14 protein-coding genes and 1 riboswitch are annotated in these 16,948 nt (G+C 72.2%); of the genes, 7 read left to right on the plus strand and 7 right to left on the minus strand.

Translation table 11 applies throughout. The annotated features are described in order from the left end of the window. Positions 1–2 precede the first annotated feature (2 nt). The 5 genes from ACIRSS_RS45990 to ACIRSS_RS46010 all read left to right on the plus strand — a co-directional run bounded on the left by ACIRSS_RS45990 (position 3) and on the right by ACIRSS_RS46010 (position 5,622). Positions 3–569: a TIGR03086 family metal-binding protein gene (locus ACIRSS_RS45990; protein WP_400907508.1), complete on the plus strand. Its 567-nt coding sequence runs from the start codon at positions 3–5 to the stop codon at positions 567–569. Between the two features lie 215 nt (positions 570–784). Then, complete coding sequence (locus ACIRSS_RS45995) at positions 785–2,122, plus strand: hemolysin family protein (protein WP_400907511.1); 1,338 nt, start codon at positions 785–787, stop codon at positions 2,120–2,122. Further along, positions 2,119–3,162 carry a hemolysin family protein gene (locus ACIRSS_RS46000; protein WP_400907513.1) on the plus strand — a complete coding sequence of 348 codons (1,044 nt, stop codon included), beginning with the start codon at positions 2,119–2,121 and terminating at the stop codon, positions 3,160–3,162. The genes ACIRSS_RS45995 and ACIRSS_RS46000 overlap by 4 nt, the downstream gene beginning before the upstream one ends. Continuing rightward, positions 3,159–4,040: a 3-methyladenine DNA glycosylase gene (locus ACIRSS_RS46005; RefSeq protein WP_400907515.1), complete on the plus strand. Its 882-nt coding sequence runs from the start codon at positions 3,159–3,161 to the stop codon at positions 4,038–4,040. The genes ACIRSS_RS46000 and ACIRSS_RS46005 overlap by 4 nt, the downstream gene beginning before the upstream one ends. A 115-nt stretch (positions 4,041–4,155) precedes the next feature. Then, positions 4,156–5,622, plus strand: coding sequence for a hypothetical protein (locus ACIRSS_RS46010; RefSeq protein ID WP_400907518.1), 1,467 nt, complete (start codon positions 4,156–4,158; stop codon positions 5,620–5,622). Here ACIRSS_RS46010 and ACIRSS_RS46015 read toward each other — a convergent pair. Both ACIRSS_RS46015 and ACIRSS_RS46020 read right to left on the minus strand, forming a co-directional pair. Then, complete coding sequence (locus tag ACIRSS_RS46015) at positions 5,619–6,392, minus strand: aldo/keto reductase (RefSeq protein ID WP_400907521.1); 774 nt, start codon at positions 6,390–6,392, stop codon at positions 5,619–5,621. The two genes, ACIRSS_RS46010 and ACIRSS_RS46015, sit on opposite strands and share 4 nt — an antisense overlap. Positions 6,393–6,435: 43 nt before the next feature. Next, positions 6,436–7,260: a helix-turn-helix domain-containing protein gene (locus ACIRSS_RS46020; protein ID WP_400907524.1), complete on the minus strand. Its 825-nt coding sequence runs from the start codon at positions 7,258–7,260 to the stop codon at positions 6,436–6,438. Between the two features lie 183 nt (positions 7,261–7,443). Here ACIRSS_RS46020 and ACIRSS_RS46025 point away from each other — a divergent pair, with 183 nt between their 5' ends. Continuing rightward, entirely contained in the window at positions 7,444–7,806 is a 363-nt protein-coding gene (locus tag ACIRSS_RS46025; RefSeq protein WP_400907527.1) for a nuclear transport factor 2 family protein, read from the plus strand. A 51-nt stretch (positions 7,807–7,857) separates the two neighbouring features. Here ACIRSS_RS46025 and ACIRSS_RS46030 read toward each other — a convergent pair whose 3' ends face one another. Beyond that, on the minus strand, positions 7,858–9,012 hold the full coding sequence (locus ACIRSS_RS46030; RefSeq protein WP_400907529.1) for an NAD-dependent epimerase/dehydratase family protein: 1,155 nt from the start codon (positions 9,010–9,012) through the stop codon (positions 7,858–7,860). A 138-nt stretch (positions 9,013–9,150) separates the two neighbouring features. Between ACIRSS_RS46030 and ACIRSS_RS46035 the strand changes: the two genes are divergently transcribed. Beyond that, on the plus strand, positions 9,151–9,648 hold the full coding sequence (locus ACIRSS_RS46035; RefSeq protein ID WP_400907531.1) for a GtrA family protein: 498 nt from the start codon (positions 9,151–9,153) through the stop codon (positions 9,646–9,648). On the opposite strand, the gene ACIRSS_RS46040 is transcribed toward ACIRSS_RS46035, so the two are convergent. The 4 genes from ACIRSS_RS46040 to ACIRSS_RS46055 form a co-directional block, all read right to left on the minus strand. Then, entirely contained in the window at positions 9,578–11,752 is a 2,175-nt protein-coding gene (locus ACIRSS_RS46040) for a glycosyltransferase family 2 protein (RefSeq protein WP_400907533.1), read from the minus strand. The two genes, ACIRSS_RS46035 and ACIRSS_RS46040, sit on opposite strands and share 71 nt — an antisense overlap. After that, complete coding sequence (locus ACIRSS_RS46045; RefSeq protein ID WP_400907535.1) at positions 11,749–12,696, minus strand: NAD-dependent epimerase/dehydratase family protein; 948 nt, start codon at positions 12,694–12,696, stop codon at positions 11,749–11,751. Before ACIRSS_RS46045 ends, ACIRSS_RS46040 begins: the two co-directional genes overlap by 4 nt. 474 nt (positions 12,697–13,170) lie before the next feature. Further along, positions 13,171–16,047 (minus strand): aminomethyl-transferring glycine dehydrogenase, encoded by a 2,877-nt coding sequence (gcvP, locus tag ACIRSS_RS46050; protein ID WP_400907538.1) that lies wholly within the window; start codon positions 16,045–16,047, stop codon positions 13,171–13,173. A gap of 169 nt (positions 16,048–16,216) precedes the next feature. Beyond that, positions 16,217–16,315: riboswitch (glycine riboswitch) on the minus strand. A gap of 42 nt (positions 16,316–16,357) precedes the next feature. Next, positions 16,358–16,936: a MerR family transcriptional regulator gene (locus ACIRSS_RS46055; RefSeq protein WP_400907540.1), complete on the minus strand. Its 579-nt coding sequence runs from the start codon at positions 16,934–16,936 to the stop codon at positions 16,358–16,360. Positions 16,937–16,948: the final 12 nt, after the last annotated feature.

A 16,948-nucleotide genomic window follows, 5' to 3' on the forward strand; every position in this document is an offset into this window, starting at 1 on the left:
GCGTGGATCTCCTCGAGGCGCACGGCCAGGCGTTGCGGGCCTTCGGCGACGCGGTGCACGCGGCGGGCGCCGACGGCTGGGACCGCCGGACGCCGTGTACCGAGTGGACGGTCCGCGACCTCGTGAACCACCTCGTCGCCGAGCAGCTGTGGGCACCCTCGCTGCTCGCCGGGGCCACTTTGGACGACGTCGGCGACCGCTTCGACGGCGACGTCCTCGGCGCCGACCCGGTGCGCGCCTGGGACGCGGCCGCCGAAGCCGCCCGCGAAGCGTTCCTCGACGACGGCGTGCTCGAACGCGCGGTGCACGTGTCGGCGGGGCTGCTCCCGGCCCGCGAGTACGGCTGGCAGATGACGATCGACGCGGCGGTCCACGCGTGGGACCTGGCGACGGCGCTCGGCCTCCCCTGCCCGGTGACCGAGGCGCTCGCCGAAAGCCTCCTCGACATCGTGCGGCCGTGGGTGGACGAGTGGCAGGGGCTCGGGATCTTCGACCCGCCCGTCCCGGTCCCCCGCGGCGCGGGGGCCACCGCACGGCTCGTCGCCCTGCTCGGGCGGCAGCCGCGCTGAATCACCCGCCGAGGTGAGCGCGCCGACACACCGATATCCCGGCGACACCGGGCACCGACACGTTAAACTTGTCCGCATCGTCGCAGTACACGCATATTTCCTCCTAGGAGTGACCGTTTCGTGCGCGCAGCGCAGTCACCTGGTGACAGTACCGAGCCGGGTGACCGACCCGGCTGTCCGATAGGTTCATCCCCCGCCGCCCGGGCGGGTGCGGAATGATCCAAATCCTCTTCGCCGTGCTCGGCGTCCTGCTCTTCGTGCTGCTCACGGTCGGCACCGGGCTCGCGGTCGCCGCCGAGTTCTCGCTGACCGCGCTCGAACGCAGCACCGTCGAGGCCAACGTGCGGCAGGTCGGCGACCGCCGGGCGCTGACCGTCCAGAAGGCCCACCGGACGCTGTCCTTCCAGCTCTCCGGCGCCCAGGTCGCGATCACCCTGACCACGCTGATCACCGGTTACCTGGCCGAGCCGCTGATCGGCGAGCTCGTCCGGCCGCTGCTCACCGGCATCGGGCTCCCGGAGGGGTTCGCCGCCGGCGCGTCGGTCGTGCTCGCCCTGGTCATCGCCACCTCGATGTCGATGATCCTCGGCGAAATGGTGCCGAAGAACCTCGCCATCGCGCGGCCGCTGCCGACCGCGCGGGCCGTCGCCGGGTACCACTCGCGGTTCTCCGCCCTCTTCCGCTGGCTCATCACGCTCATGAACAACAGCGCGAACTTCCTCGTGCGCAAGTTCGGCGTCGAGCCCCAGGAAGAGCTGCGGTCCGCGCGCTCGCCGCAGGAGCTCGGCTCGATCGTGCGGTCCAGCGCCGAAAGCGGGACGCTCGACACCTCGACCGCCGAGCTGCTCGACCGCTCGCTGCGGTTCGGCGAGCGCACCGCCGAGGAACTGATGACCCCGCGCGTGCAGCTCGAATCGCTCGCGATCGACGACACCATCGAGGACCTCATCGACATCTCGCGCCGCACCGGGTTCTCGCGGTTCCCGGTGCAGGCCGAGGACCTCGACGACGTCCGCGGCGCCGTGCACGTCAAGCAGGCCTTCGCCGTGCCCGCCGCCGACCGGGCGGCCGTGCCGATCGGCTCGGTCATGCGGCCGGTGCCGACCGTGCCCGAGTCGCTGCCCGGGGACGACCTGCTCAACCGCCTGCGCGACTCCCGGTTCCAGCTCGCGATCGTTGTCGACGAGTACGGCGGCACCGCCGGGCTGGTGACTCTGGAGGACGTCGTCGAGGAGATCATCGGCGACGTCCGCGACGAGCACGACGACCGCGAAGCGCCGGCGTCGAAGCAGGTCGGCACCGACAGCTGGCTCGTGTCCGGGCAGCTGCGCGCCGACGAGGTCACCGACGTCACCGGGTTCCGGATGCCGGACGGCGACTACGAGACCATCGCCGGGCTGATCCTCGAGCGGCTGGGCAAGATCCCGGACGAGGGTGACGCCGTCGAGGTCGACGGCTGGCGGCTCACCGTGACCACGATGGACAAACGCCGGATCGCCGAGGTCGAAGTCGCACCCGTCCGCACCGGAGAACCGGCGGAGGTGGCCTCGTGAGCGACTGGCTGAACATCGCCCTCGTCGTGCTCCTGCTGCTGACCAACGCCTTCTTCGTCGGCGCCGAGTTCACGCTGATCTCCTCCCGGCGGGACCGGCTAGAAGCGCTCCTGGAGCAGGGCAACGCGCGCGCGAAGATCGTCATCAACGCGAGCAAGCACGTGTCGCTGATGCTCGCCGGCGCGCAGCTGGGCATCACCATCTGCTCGCTGCTGCTCGGCCGGCTCGGCGAGCCCGCCGTGGCGCACCGGCTCTCGGCGTTCTTCGACCTGCTGGGCCTGCCCGAAGCGCTGCTGCACCCGATCTCGTTCGCCATCGCGCTGGCGTTCATCACCGTGCTGCACGTCCTGATCGGCGAGATGGTGCCGAAGAACCTCGCCATCGCCGAGCCCGAGCGGCTCGCGCTGTGGCTGGTGCCGGTGCACGTCGGGTGGGTCAAGATCGCCAGGCCGTTCATCTGGCTGCTGAACTTCGTCGCCAACTCGCTGCTGCGCGCGGTGAAGGTCGAGCCGAAGGACGAGCTGGAGACGGCGTACACCTCCGACGAGCTGGCCGAGCTGCTGAGCGAGTCGCGCCGCGAGGGCCTGCTGGACCAGTCCGAGCACCGGCGGCTCGCCCAGACGCTGTCCTCGGTCGAAAAGACGGTGGCCGACGTGCTGGTGCCGACGGCCGAGCTGACCACGCTGCCGTGCGGGCCGACCCTCGGCGACGTCGAGCGGGCGGTCTCCTCGACCGGCTTCTCGCGGTTCCCGGTGTGCACCGACGACGGGCGGCTGACCGGCTACATCCACGTGAAGGACGTCCTCGACCTGGCCGGGCAGGACCCGGCGACGATCGTGCCCGACTCGAAGACTCGCCCGCTCACCGAGCTGCGCGCCGACGCGCGGCTCGACGTCGCGCTTTCGGCCATGCGCAAGGAAGGCAGCCACCTGGCCCGGGCGCTCGACACGGGCGGCAACGCCGTCGGCGTCGTGGCGCTGGAGGACCTCGTCGAGGAGTACGTGGGCACCGTGCGCGACGGAACCCACGTCGGCGCATGACCGGCGTCGAAGTGCTCGCCGAACCGGACTGGCTGGCCCGGGAGGCGGCGCACGTCGAGCGGATGCGGCGGTGGACCGGCCCGCACCAGGAGCGGCGCTCGCGCGGCGAGAAGCACCCGGTGCTGGACTTCCTGTTCACCTACTACTCGTACCGGCCGTCACACCTGGAGCGGTGGCAGCCCGGGCCCGGCGTCGCGCTCGCCGGGCCCGCGGCGCGGCGCTTCCTGGACCGCAAGGGGTACGTCTCGACGCCCGACGGCGTCATGCTCGATCCCGCGGGCTTCACCGAGGGCAAGGCGCGGACGGCCGACTTCGTCCTCGGCCTGCTGAGCGCGACGGCGTCGCGCGCGCCGCGGCTGAGCTGCTTCGGGCTGCACGAGTGGGCCATGGTCTACCGCGAGCCGGCGGACTCGGTCCGGCACAACCAGGTGCCGCTGCGGCTCGGGTCCGCGGGCACCGACGCCGTCGTGGAGGCGCTGGACGTCCGGTGCGGGCACTTCGACGCCTTCCGGTTCTTCACCGCGGACGCGCGGCCGCGCAACGAGCTGACGCCGTCGCGGGAGACGCAGGTCGCACTCGAGCAGCCGGGGTGCCTGCACGCGAACATGGACCTGTTCAAATGGGCGTACAAGCTCGATCCGTTCGTGCCCGCCGAGCTGGTGGCGGACTGCTTCGAGCTGGCTGTGGAGATCCGGACGCTGGACATGCGGGCGAGCCCGTACGACCTGGCCGCGCTCGGCTACCCGCCGGTGCGGATCGAAACGGCCGAAGGACGAGCCGAATACGCCCGGGCGCAGGGTGGGTTCGCCCGGCGGGCGGCACCGCTGCGTGCTCGGCTGATAGCGCACTGCCATCGCCTGGTCAGAGCAGCACCCTGAGCGCGCCCCACTGTGAGTCAGATTATTCTCTCTCCGATACTCACCTGTTAGGGTGATAACGGTTTCATTGCATCGCAGCGCGTACTTGACATGCGCTCACCGCGAAAGGACGACGATGGGGCGACACACCCGGGACGACGAGCCCGTGCCGCACCCTCAGGACCGTGCCGAGGCGCCCCCCACCGGGGGACGGCCGCCCGTCACGCGCCGCCCGCACCCCGGCGAAGCCCGCCGCGGTGAGGCGTCCGGTGCCTACCCGGTCGCGGGCCAGGGCCCGGCACCGTCGAAGAAGAAGCGCAGCTCCATCTCGGACGCCTTCGGGATCGCCGGCCGCGGTACGCCCCGCGGCGAGACGTCCGGCTACTTCGTCTCCGGCGGCGGTGAAGCTTCCGGCAACTACCCCGTCGCGGGACGCGGGGAAACCACCGGCCCGCACCCCGCCGCTCGTCGCGGCGAGGTGTCCGGCTCCCACCCCGTCGCCGGGCGCGGCGAACCGCCCGCCCGTCGTGGCGAGGCCTCCGGCGCGTTCCCCGTCACCGGCCGCCGTGGGGCGGCCTCCGCCCCCTTCCCGGTCGCGCGGCGGGACGAGACCGCCGCCGAGCGGACCGAGGTCATCACCCGGCACGGCGAAGCCTCCGGCAACTACCCGATCACGGCCCGCGGCGAGACGTCCGGGGCCTTCCGGACCGCCGGCCAGGGCGAGAACACCGGCTCCCACCGCACCCTCGACCGCCCCGAACCCGCCGCCGGTGCCGAAAGCACTCCGCGCCGGCGCCGCCGCGACGACGCCGGCGAGCCGGCCACCCGCCGTTCGCCCCGGCGCGGCGAGACGACGGGCCCGCATCGCACCGAAGGCAAGAGCGAGACCACCGGTCCGCACCGCACCGAGGGCAAGAGCGAGACCACCGGGCCGCACCGCGCCGAAGGCAAGAGCGAGACGACCGGGTCGCACCGGGTCGCCGGCAAGGGCGAGGCCACCGGGTCGCACCGGATCGTCGGCAAGAAGGCCCCGCGGCGCCGGATCGCCACCTGGCCGATCGCCTGCGCCGTGCTCGCCGCCCTCATCGGGCTCGGCGTGATCGGCTGGAACTGGGCCGACAGCGAGCTCAACAGCCGCGCCGAGGCGCAGGCCGCCAGCTGCTCCGGCGGCACGTCCCAGATGCGGATCGTCGTCACGCCGAGCGTGCAGAAGCCGATGACCGCGGCCGCCGACCGCTGGAACCAGGCCGCGACCGTCGTCCACGGCCAGTGCGTGCACGTGACGATCGACGCCAAGCCGTCCTCGCAGGTCCTCGACGCGCTGGTCGGCCGGACCAACCTCGACGCCATCGGCGGGCTCCCGGCCGCCTGGCTGCCCGAGTCGTCGTACTGGGTCAGCGAGCTGACCACCAAGAAGCCCGAGATGATCGGCTCGCCCGCCCAGTCGGTGGCGAACGCCCGCTCCGCGGACTACCCGTTCATCGGCCTCACCGGGCAGGGCATCGACGACACCGTGCTGCGCGCGGCCCAGACGTTCCGCGAGTACCTCGAGCAGCCGGCCCAGCAGGCCGACTTCACGGCCGCCGGGATCAAGACCGCCTAGACGCGCGTGCCGTTGTCGAGCTCGGCCACCACGGCGAGGTCGTCGTCGGCCAGCTCGAAGTCGAAGATCCCGAAGTTCTCGCGGGTGCGGGTCGTGGTGGCCGAGGCCGCCACGGCGACCGTGCCGGCCTGCAGGTGCCACCGCAGCACGATCTGCGCCGGGGTCTTGCCGTACTTCGCCGCGAGGGCGGTGACGGTCTCGTCGGCGAGCAGCCCCGCGTTCGCGGCCGGGCTCGCCGCCGCCGTCACCATCCCGTGCCGGGTGTGGAACTCGCGCAGCGGGAGCTGCTGCAGCCACGGGTGCAGCTCGACCTGGTTCAGCACCGGGACCGCGCCGGTGGCGTCGATCAGCCGGCGCAGTTCCGCGACGCCGAACCCGGCGACGCCGACCGCGCGGACGCGGCCGTCAGCGCGCAGCCGGCTCAAGGCGCGCCAGGTGTCGGTGAACGCGCCTTTCGTGCCGTCGAGCAGGCACAGGTCGGCCCGCTCGACCTGGAGCGCGGCCAGCGCCTGGTCGGCGGCGCGGCGGGCGGTGTCGTAGCCCTGCGCGGGCACCTTGAAGCTGACGAACACTTCGTCCCGGGGCACCTCGAGGAGCGCGGTGCCCACCGCCGCCTCGGTGCCCGGCGTGGTGTCGAAGCCGCGGTAGCCGATGTCGAGGGCGATGCGGACGGCCCGGCCGGTTTCGGCCGCGGTCAGTCCCGCTACGCCGAACAGCAGCTGGGGGATGCGGACTCCGTCGGACAGGGCGAGCGAAGGCGGGACGGCCATCTGCCGGTGATCCTCACGTCGGATGCTGCGCGGGTGTTCCCCATCATTCCACCGCGGCGCCCCGCTCGCGCAGGTACTCGGCCGTCGCCGCGTCGGCGGGGAAGAACGCCTCGATCACCAGCTCCGCGACCGTGACGTCCAAGGGCGTGCCGAACGTGGCCACGGTGCTGAAGAACGTGAGGTCGGTGCCCTCGTGGCGGAACTTCAGCGGGACGAAGATGTCACCCGGTCCGGGGACCTCCACCTCGGGCACGGGCTGGTCGCACGGGTAGCCGCGCAGCTCGGCGAGGAGCTCGGCCAGGCCGGGGTCGCCGGTCTGGCCGACCTGGCGGCGCAGCCGGCCGAGGAGGTGGGCGCGCCACTCCCCCAGGTTGAGCACGTGCGGGGCCATGCCGTCGGGGTGCAGGGTCGCGCGCAGGACGTTGGTGGTCAGCTCGGCCGGGATCCCGGCGACGAACAGGCCGATGGCCGCGTTGGCGTCGACGAGGTCCCAGTTCCGGTCGACGACGGCGGCCGGGTAGGGCTCGTGGCTCGCGAGCAGCTGCCGCACGGCCTGCCGGACGGCGGTCATGTCCGGGTCCCCCAGCGCGTTCTCGGTGTAGGCGGGCGCGTACCCGGCGGCGAGCAGGAGCCGGTTGCGCTCGCGCAGCGGGACGTCGAGGTGCTCGCCGAGGCGCAGCACCATGTCCCGGCTCGGCTGCGAGCGCCCGGTTTCGACGAAGCTGAGGTGGCGGGTGGAGATGTCCGCGGAGATCGCGAGGTCGAGCTGGCTGATCCGGCGCCGGTCGCGCCATTCCCGCAGCAGCTGCCCGACCGGCCGCTGCCGCGCGGCCGCCCGCGCGGTGGTCGCCTGCACTGTGGTCGTCACGCGAGCGACGCTACGGCGATCACGGGGCCGCTGCCATTACTTCGGGGGTAATGCCGGTGACCGCCTCGACCACCGCCGCGGCATTACCTCGCGCGTAATCGACGGGCCGCCGCTCGTCCGCCAAAGTCGGTCCCAGCACCGGACGACGACGAAACCGTTGTCCCCCAACCGAAGGAGCACCTCATGACCGACGTCCGCACCCTCGTCGAGCAGTACATCGCCGTCTGGAACGAGACCGACGGCGACAAGCGGCGGGCCCTCATCGCCGACGTCTTCACCGCCGGCGCCGGCTACACCGACCCGCTCGGGGCCGTCACCGGGCACGACGGGATCGACCAGTTCATCGGCGGCGCGCAGCAGCAGTTCGCCGGTCTCACCTTCAGCCTGCCCGCCGACCCGGACGCGCACCACGACCTCGCGCGGTTCCAGTGGTACCTCGGCGCGCCCGGGGCCGACGAGCCCATCGCCATCGGGTTCGACGTCGTCGAGGTCGAAGACGGCAAGATCGCCCGGGTGCACGGCTTCCTGGACAAGCTGCCCGGCTGAAAACGACGTGCGGGCTCCCGGGCAGGGGAGCCCGCACGCCACCCGCACCCGCTAGCCCTTCAGCGCGCCCCGCCAGCGCACCGTGGGGCGCAGCTTCTCCGGGTTCACCCGGTGCTTGTTGGCCCCGACGATGTCGAACATCGACTCGATCAGCGTGTCCGACAGCAGGTGCGGCTCCAGCCCCAGCCCGACCAGCCCGGTGTGCTTCACGTTGTAGTAGTGCTCCGGCGCCTCGGTGCGCGGGTTCTCCAGCTGCTCGATCTGCACCGGCCCGGGGAACCGGTCGGCGACGAGGTCGGCGATCGCGGCCACCGACATGCTCTCGGTCATCTGGTTGAACACGCGGAACTCCCCCGTCTCCGCCGGGTTCTCCACGGCGAGCCGGATGCATTCGACGGTGTCGCGGATGTCGATCAGGCCGCGCGTCTGGGAGCCCTTGCCGTACACCGTCAGCGGCTGCCCCAGCACCGCCTGGATGACGAACCGGTTCAGCACCGTGCCGAACACCGCGTCGTAGTCGAAGCGGGTCGCCAGCCGCGGGTCGGCCGCGGTCTGCGGCGTCTGCTGGCCGTACACGATGCCCTGGTTGAGGTCCGTGGCCCGCAGCCCCCACGCGCGGCACGTGAATTCGATGTTGTGCGAATCGTGCACCTTGGTCAGGTGGTAGAACGACCCGGGCCGCTTCGGGAACAGCACCCGGTCGGACCGCCCGTTGTGCTCGAGGTCCAGCCAGCCTTCTTCGATGTCGACGTTCGGCGTGCCGTATTCGCCCATCGTCCCCAGTTTGACCAGGTGGATCGCCGGATCGATCTCCGCGATCGCGTAGAGCAGGTTCAAGGTGCCGATCACGTTGTTGTGCTGGGTGTACACCGCGTGCTCGCGGTCGATCATCGAGTACGGCGCCGAACGCTGCTCCGCGTAGTGCACCACCGCGTCGGGCCCGAAGCCGCGGACCGTGCCGAACAGGAACTCCGCGTCCAGCAGGTCGCCTTCGTAGCTGGTGATCGTGCGTCCCGAGACCTCTTCCCACGCGGCGATCCGGTCGGCGAGCGATTCGATCGGGACGAGGCTTTCGACGCCGAGTTCGGCGTCGTAACCGCGGCGGGCGAAATTGTCGAGAACGGCTACCTCATGGCCTTTGTCCGATAGGTGAAGCGCGGTCGGCCAGCCCAGATATCCGTCGCCGCCGAGAACCAGCACTCGCATTGTGCCGCCTTTCCTGCTCGTTTACGCCCCCCGACGCTATCGATCAAGTGCTGATGAAGACCTGGCAATAGGCTGTGAATCTCCTATGCGTGAGGGGGTCGGACGGCGGCGCGACCGGCCCGCGGGGAGGATGGGGGCATGACGACCGTAACCAACGGCGTGCGGCCGCGCACAACGGAGAAGACCCGCCGCCGCGGCTGGGCCCGCCTCGCGCGCGCCGCCGCGACGTCCGTCGCCGCCACGGTCCTCAGCCAGGTCGTGCTGCTCGCCGTGCTCGCCACCGGCGGCGCCGCGGCCCTCGCGAGCACGCTCGCCTGGGCGGCCGGCGCGGTGCTGAACTTCCTGGTCACCCGCCGCTGGGTGTGGGGCCGCACCGGACGCCCGCGCATGCGCCGCGAACTGCTCCCCTACCTGGTCGTCATCGGGCTCGGCGGGCTCGCCTCGATCGGCCTGACGACCCTCGCCGGCTCGCTCCTGACGCCGCTGAACCTGCCGCACGTCTGGTGGGTCGTGCTCGTCGACGGCGCTTACGTGGCCAGTTACGCGCTGGTGTTCGTCGTGAAGTTCACGCTGCTCGACCGGCTCGTGTTCGGCCGCGGCGCAGCACGTACCCCCGCCACCACGTCCCCGTCATGACGCGGGCGTAGTTCGCGCCGTAGACGAGACTGCCGCCCTTCTTGCTCTTGCCGGCCTTGCGCAGCCGCATGCTCATCGGCAGCTCGAGGACCCGGGCACCGCGCGCGGTCACGCCGAGCATGAGCTCCGACGACTGGTACTGCGGCTCGTTGAGCGGGACCGAGCAGGCCAGCTCCGCCCGCATCGCGCGGAAGCCGAACGACGTGTCGGTGATCCGCCGCGCGGTCAGCACCGACGCCAGCACGGCGAACACGCGCACGCCCAGCCACCGGACGCGGCTGTCGGCCTCTTCGTGCCCGAGCCGCCGGGACCCGGTGACGAAGTCCGCGGTGCCCTGGACGACCGGGCTGACCAGGGCCTCCAGCTCGCTGTTGTCGTACTGGCCGTCGGCGTCGGTCGTCACGACGTACTCGGCTCCTGCCTCCGCCGCGAGGTGGTAGCCCAGGCGCAACGCGGCGCCCTGGCCGCGGTTGCGGGGCGCGACGCAGACGTAGGCGCCGTGCTCCTCGGCGATCGCCGCGGTGTCGTCGGTGCCGCCGTCGACGACGACGAGCACGTCCACGCGCATGCCCAGGCACTCGTCGGGCATCTTCTCCAGGACTTCGCCGATGCCGCCGGCCTCGTTGTAGGCGGCGATGACGACGGTCAGCGGCGCCAGCTTCAGGTCGGGGTGGCGGCCGCGGAAGTCGTCCAGGGCGCCGGTGTCGACGTCGTCGGGGAACGCGGCGAGCCGTTTCCGGCTGGCCGAGGTCAGGGTGGTGAAGCCGAGCGCGCCGGCCACGGGCAGCAGCACCAGGGCGGGGATCTGGTAGCGCCAGGAGAACTGGAACACGGCCGAGGCGAAGAGCAGGACCAGCCCGCTCGACACCGCCAGCAGCGCGCCCGCGCGGGCCCGGTCCAGGGGCTTCTTGCGGCGGAACACCGTGAGCAGGCCCAGGATCGCGCCGATGCCGAGCACCCCGCCGGAGACGTACCCGCCGCCGAGCTGGTAGTCGCGGAGGATCTTGGCGAGCGGTTGGTCGACGCTCGCGTTCACGCCGTCGTTCTGCTGCGTGACCAGGTCGATCAGCGACTGGTCGGCCCACTGCGGGTAGGTGAGCTGGAACTGCCACCGGTCCAGCGGGACGTCGGTCGGGTCCTGCTCACGCGTCCAGGCGAAACTCTTCGCGAAGTCCTTCAAGATCGCGTCGGCGACGTCGCCGGGCTGCTGCTTCAGGACGTCGACGGCGAATTCGTGCGCCAGCGCGGCTTTGTCGGCGCCCGGCGGAAGCGGGCCCGGCCAGTTCGGGTCGAGGTCGGCGTGGGTGTAGTTGTCCACCAGCCGCGTCTCGCGCGGCTCGGCCGGGCAGAACACCCGCAGCTCGGGCGAGAGGTGCAGGTTCGCGCAGTCGGCGATGGCGGCGGTGCGGCCGTAGAGCATGTTCCCGGACGGCCCGGTCAGCCCCCACTTGCCGGTCTCCGAGTGCACCCGCGCCGAGTACGGCACGAGCACGACGAGCAGGCCCAGCACGCCGGCCCCCGCCCGGCGCCAGCCCGCCCAGTGCCGCCACGATCCCCCGGCGACGACCAGGAAAACCAGCAGCGGCACCGCCAAGGAGATCCCGACGAGCCGCGTCAGCACGCCGAAGCCGAGCAGCAGACCCGCGACACCAGCGCGTTTCCAGCCCGGCGTGCCCCAGCCCAGCAGCAGCCACAGGAGCCCGAGCAGCACCGCCTCGAAGACGACCTCGGACATGAGGTTCTGCTCGATCTGCAGCTGGTAGGCGTCGAGCAGCACGGGCACGGCGGCGAGCGCGCCGACCCACGGGCGGCCGCCGAGGCGCAGGACCAGCGCGTACAGGCCGATCGCGACGAGGAGCCCGCCGACGTGCTGGACGGCCGTGACCCACGCGAGGCCGCCGACGGCGAGCAGCGGGCGCAGCACGAGGTCGTAGCCGATCGGGTCGAGCTGGTCGGCGCGCAGCGCGTGCAGGTTGTCGATGTAGCGGAACGAATCGATGTACAGCAGCGCGGGTTTGTACGCCAGCCAGGTCAGCACCCGGAGCACGATCGCCGGGACGAGGAGCAGGAGCAGCAGCCAGTGGCGCTTGAGGAATGCCGTCACGGTGTCGCGTTCGGACGGTCGAGGCCGGAGAAGTACTTCCACGCCGTGGCCAGGCCGTCGGTGAGCGAGACCTCCGGCCGGTAGCCGATGGTCTCGGCGCTCGCCGAAACGTCGACGACCACCGCGGGCATCTCGCCCGCCGGCGCGTCGACGTGTTCGACCGGCAGCTCGGCGCCGGTCACCTCGCGCACGGCGTCGACCATCTCCAGCACGGAGACCGACCGCCCGGCGCCGACGATCGCCCGGCCCGAGTAGCCGCTGTCGAGAGCCAGCAGGATCGCGCGGACGACGTCGTCGACGTGCACGAGGTCGCGGCGCTGGCGGCCGTCGCCGTAGACCTTGACGCCGGTGCCGGTCAGCGCGGCGCGCATCATGCGCGGCACGAAACTGTCCTTGTGGGACATTCCCGGACCGTAGACGTTGGTGAACCGCAACGCACACGTGGTCATGCCGTACGCGCCGGCGTAGCCCGAGAGCAGCATTTCGCACGCCGCTTTGGTGGCGCCGTAGGGCGTCAGCGGCCGCGGCGGCAGGTCCGGGGTGATCGTCGCCGAGCCGACGTTGCCGATCACCGCGTTGGTCGAGGCGAGCAGGAACTTCGGCACTCCGTGGCGGCGGGCGAGTTCGAGCAGTTCCTGGGTGACCAGGACGTTGTCGGCGAAGGTGTCCTCGGGCAGCTCGACCGACTTCAGCACCGAGGTCAGCGCGGCGAGGTGCACGATCCCGGCGGTCTCCGGCGTCACGGCCTCCTCCCGGACAGCGGCCTCGCGCAGGTCGCCGGTCACGACGCGGACGCCATCGAGGTCCTCGGGGAACGGCACGCGGTCGACGACGGTGACCGGGACGCCCCGGTCGCGGAGGGCGCGCACGGCGGCCCGGCCGATGAAGCCGCTGCCACCGGTCACGACCACGGACGTCCGATCAGGACCGTGCGCATTCGCCATGGCGTCAACCTACCTCCCGTTCCTGTGCGGTCGCCGTGCGCGTACGCGGAGGTGCGGATGGCCGCGGCCCCCGGCTGGATCGGTGTGCTGGCTCGTATCTCCCTCGGTTCGCCTGGGTCTTTCTCCCCCGGGGGCGAACCGAGGGGGATCGGCAGCGAGCGGGGCACTGACGGCGCGGCACCCGCGCCGCACGCTCGAAGTCGTGCGCAAGCTCCGGGCCGCGGGTCCGGCGGCGAGCGGCTGCCTCCGGGGAGGTCGGCGGCGCTGACCGACCTGCGCACGCTGCCGGCATTACCGCTGTACTTCCACCGCCCGCGCAGGACGGTGGACCAGCCGGACCGGGAGATCGTCCACCGGCGGGGCATCAGCCGCGGACGGTCCAGATGCACCTGCTGCAGGCCTACCGCAAGCCGGACCTGACGAACCGGACCGAGCCGATGGTCCACCTCGCCGCTCGCGCCCCGGGGTCGTGAGTCAGGCGAAGGCTTCCGGGGGCGGGCAGGAGCAGATCAGGTTGCGGTCGCCGGCCGCGCCGTCGATGCGGCGGACCGGGGGCCAGATCTTCGCCGCCGCCGGGCCCGCCGGGAACACCGCTGCCTCCCGGCTGTACGGCCGGTCCCACTCGCCCGCGACGCAGCGGGCCGTGTGCGGGGCCTGGCGCAGCGGGGACTCCGCCAGCGCCCACTCCCCCGCCGCGACCCGGTCGATCTCCGCGCGGATCGCGATCATCGCGTCGCAGAAGCGGTCCAGCTCGGCCAGGTCTTCGCTCTCGGTCGGCTCCACCATCAGCGTGCCCGCCACCGGGAACGACATCGTCGGCGCGTGGAGGCCGTAGTCCGCGAGGCGCTTGGCCACGTCGTCGACCGTCACGCCGGTCGCCTTCGTCAGCGGCCGCAGGTCGAGGATGCACTCGTGCGCGACGAGCCCGCCGTGGCCCGCGTACAGCACCGGGAAGTGGTCCCCCAGGCGGCGAGCGACGTAGTTGGCGTTCGCAACCGCCGCGAGTGTCGCGCGACGCAGGCCTTCCGCGCCCATCATCCGGACGTACGCCCACGAGATCGGCAGGATCGACGCGCTCCCCCACGGCGCCGCGCTGACCGGCCCGACCCCGGTCACCGGGCCGGCCGCCGGCTGCAGCGGGTGGTTCGGCAGGAACGGCGCCAGGTGCGCGCGGACCCCGATCGGCCCGACGCCGGGTCCGCCGCCGCCGTGCGGGATGCAGAACGTCTTGTGCAGGTTGAGGTGCGAGACGTCGGCGCCGAAGCGGCCGTACTGGGCCACGCCGATCAGCGCGTTGAGGTTGGCGCCGTCGACGTACACCTGCCCGCCCGCGTCGTGCACCAGCGCGCACACCTCGCCGACGGTGTCCTCGTAGACCCCGTGCGTCGACGGGTAGGTGATCATGATGGCCGCCAGGTCCGCGCGGTGGTCGTCCACAGTGGACCGCAGGTGGCCGAGGTCGATGTTGCCGTCGTCGTCGCAGCGGACGACGACCACCCGCATGCCGGCCATCACCGCGCTCGCCGCGTTCGTGCCGTGCGCGCTCGCCGGGATCAGGCAGACGTCCCGCTCGCCCTCACCGCGCGACCGGTGGTAGGCGCGGATGGCCAGCAGCCCGGCGAACTCGCCTTGGCTGCCCGCGTTGGGCTGCAGGGAAACCGTGTCGTAGCCGGTGATCCGCGCGAGCCACGCGCCCAGGTCGGCGACCACCTCCAGGAGGCCGGCGGCGTCCTCGGCGGGGGCGAACGGGTGCAGCCCGGCGAACTCCGGCCAGGTGATCGGCTCCATCTCCGCGGTGGCGTTGAGCTTCATGGTGCACGAGCCGAGCGGGATCATGCTCCGGTCGAGCGCGACGTCCTTGTCGGCCAGCTGCCGCAGGTAGCGCAGCAGCGCGGTTTCCGAGCGGTGGGCGTGGAACACCGGGTGGGTGAGGAAGTCGCTCGTGCGCCGCAGCGGCGCCGGGAGCGCGTGCGCGGTATCCGCGTCGAGACCGTCCACATCGGACACCGAGACGCCGAACGCCTTCCACACGCGGGAAAGCCGGTCCCGGGTCGTCGTCTCGTCGCAGGCGACGCCGACGTGGTCGTCGTCGACGCGCCGGAGGTTGACGCCGAGGTCGCGGGCCGCCTCGACGACCGTGTCGGCGCGCCCGGGCACCGCCGCGGTCACGGTGTCGAAGAATTCGCCGTGCACGACGTCGACGCCGCCCTCGGCGAGGCCGGCGGCGAGCACGGTGGCCATCCGGTGGGCGCGCAGCGCGATCCCGCGCAGCCCGTCGGGGCCGTGGTACACGGCGTACATCGACGCCATCACCGCGAGCAGGACCTGGGCGGTGCAGATGTTCGACGTCGCCTTCTCGCGGCGGATGTGCTGCTCGCGGGTCTGCAGGGCGAGCCGGTACGCGGGTGCGCCGTCGGCGTCCTTCGAGACGCCGACCAGCCGGCCCGGCAGCTGCCGCTCGAGGCCCTTGCGGACGGCGAGGTAGGCGGCGTGCGGGCCGCCGAAGCCGAGCGGGACGCCGAAGCGCTGCGTCGACCCGACGGCGACGTCTGCGCCGAGCTCGCCGGGCGGCCGCAGCAGGGTCAGGGCGAGCGGGTCGGCGGCGACGATGACGGCGGCGCCGTGCTTCTTCGCGTCGGCGATCGTCAGGTCGAGCTCGCGCACCGCGCCGGACGCGCCGGGGTACGCCAGCAGGATGCCGAAGAAGTCGCCGCCGAGCCCGAGGCCGGTCAGCCCCTGGGAAAGATCTTCGACGACCAGGTCGATGCCGAGCGGTTCGGCGCGGGTCCGGAGCACGGCGAGGGTCTGCGGGAGGGTGTCCTGGTCGACGACGAACCGGTTCGAGGACGCCTTGCCCGCCCGGCGCACGAGCGTCATGGCCTCGGCGGCCGCGGTGGCTTCGTCGAGCATCGAGGCGTTGGCGACCGGCAGGCCGGTCAGGTCCGAGACCATGGTCTGGAAGTTGAGCAGCGCTTCGAGCCGGCCTTGGGAGATTTCCGGCTGGTAGGGCGTGTAGGCGGTGTACCAGGCGGGGTTCTCGAGCACGTTCCGCCGGATGACGGGCGGGGTGACGGTGTCGTGGTAGCCGAGGCCGATCATCTGCGCCATGGGCCGGTTGCGGCCGGCGAGCGCGCGGAGCTCGGCGAGTGCCTGGGCCTCGGTGGCGGCGGGCGGCAGTTCGAGCGGCTGCGCGGACCGCCGGAGCGACTCGGGAACGGCACGCTCGGAGAGCTCGTCGAGAGAAGCGACGCCGATGACGTCGAGGATCCGGCGGAGTTCGGCGGGCCCGGGCCCGATGTGCCGGTCGGCGAAGGGAAGTCCCTGTTCCAGGGAGGCGAGTGACGGTTCCACGGAGGCCTCCTGGGGACGGCGGGGTTGGGCCCGGACTTCGCTGTCCTGGCCCTCCCCACTCTGTCCGTACCCCGAGGGGCGCCTGAGAGTTTCGCCCGAGGTTGAGCCGGGCTTGCACCGTCGGCGGGGCCATCAGGTTGTGTCCTGACGACCCGCTTTCCAGAGGCGTCTCGTCCGCGCGGTCCAGGGTGCCTGAGAGGTTCCGGGGAGGACTTGCTCCTTCGGCGCCGAGCTCAATATGAGGCTCGGACTCTCCCGCGCGGATTCGTCGACCGCACGGATGACCTTACTCCGTCCGCCGCAGCGGTGATCACCCGGTCCGGCGGGCGTTGCGGCGCTGGGTCAGCTCGTCCGGCTGGTGGGTCTCGACGACGCCGCCGTCGGCGCGTTCGGCCGGGAACTCGTGGATGGTGCCGCTGATTTCCTGCATGGCGCCGCTGACCGCGATGCCGAAGACGCCCTGGCCGCCCTGGAGCAGATCGACGATCTCCTCCGGCGAGGTGCACTCGTAGACGGTGGTGCCGTCGGAGAACAGCGTCACGCGCGCGAGGTCGCGGACCCCGCGGACGCGCAGGTGGTCGACGGCGACGCGGATGTTCTGCAGGGAGACCCCGGTGTCCAGCAGCCGCTTGACGACCTTGAGGACCAGGATGTCCTTGAACGAGTACAGCCGCTGCGAGCCGGAGCCGTGAGCGGTGCGGATGCTGGGTGCGACCAGCTTCGTCCGGGCCCAGTAGTCGAGCTGGCGGTAGGTGATCCCGGCGATCTGGCACGCGGCCGGGCCGCGGTAGCCCACCAGCTCGTCCGGCAGCGAGTCGTCGGGGAACAGTTCACCCTGCTCGCCAGCCGCGACCTCAACAGGCTGCTTCTCGGAACCAGCCTCGACCACGCAAGCCTCCCC

It is taken from the genome of Amycolatopsis sp. NPDC101161, from assembly GCF_044768185.1.
Classification (GTDB): Bacteria; Actinomycetota; Actinomycetes; order Mycobacteriales; family Pseudonocardiaceae; genus Amycolatopsis.

What these genes read in the sequence shown, in the direction of transcription:
- ACIRSS_RS46010 (WP_400907518.1), top strand. Translation starts at nt 4,156, where the DNA reads ATGGGGCGACACACCCGGGACGACGAGCCCGTGCCGCACCCTCAGGAC.
- ACIRSS_RS46025 (WP_400907527.1), top strand. Translation starts at nt 7,444, where the DNA reads ATGACCGACGTCCGCACCCTCGTCGAGCAGTACATCGCCGTCTGGAAC.
- ACIRSS_RS46030 (WP_400907529.1), bottom strand. Translation starts at nt 9,012, where the DNA reads ATGCGAGTGCTGGTTCTCGGCGGCGACGGATATCTGGGCTGGCCGACC.
- ACIRSS_RS46045 (WP_400907535.1), bottom strand. Translation starts at nt 12,696, where the DNA reads ATGGCGAATGCGCACGGTCCTGATCGGACGTCCGTGGTCGTGACCGGT.
- ACIRSS_RS46035 (WP_400907531.1), top strand. Translation starts at nt 9,151, where the DNA reads ATGACGACCGTAACCAACGGCGTGCGGCCGCGCACAACGGAGAAGACC.
- ACIRSS_RS46015 (WP_400907521.1), bottom strand. Translation starts at nt 6,392, where the DNA reads ATGGCCGTCCCGCCTTCGCTCGCCCTGTCCGACGGAGTCCGCATCCCC.
- ACIRSS_RS46005 (WP_400907515.1), top strand. Translation starts at nt 3,159, where the DNA reads ATGACCGGCGTCGAAGTGCTCGCCGAACCGGACTGGCTGGCCCGGGAG.
- ACIRSS_RS45995 (WP_400907511.1), top strand. Translation starts at nt 785, where the DNA reads ATGATCCAAATCCTCTTCGCCGTGCTCGGCGTCCTGCTCTTCGTGCTG.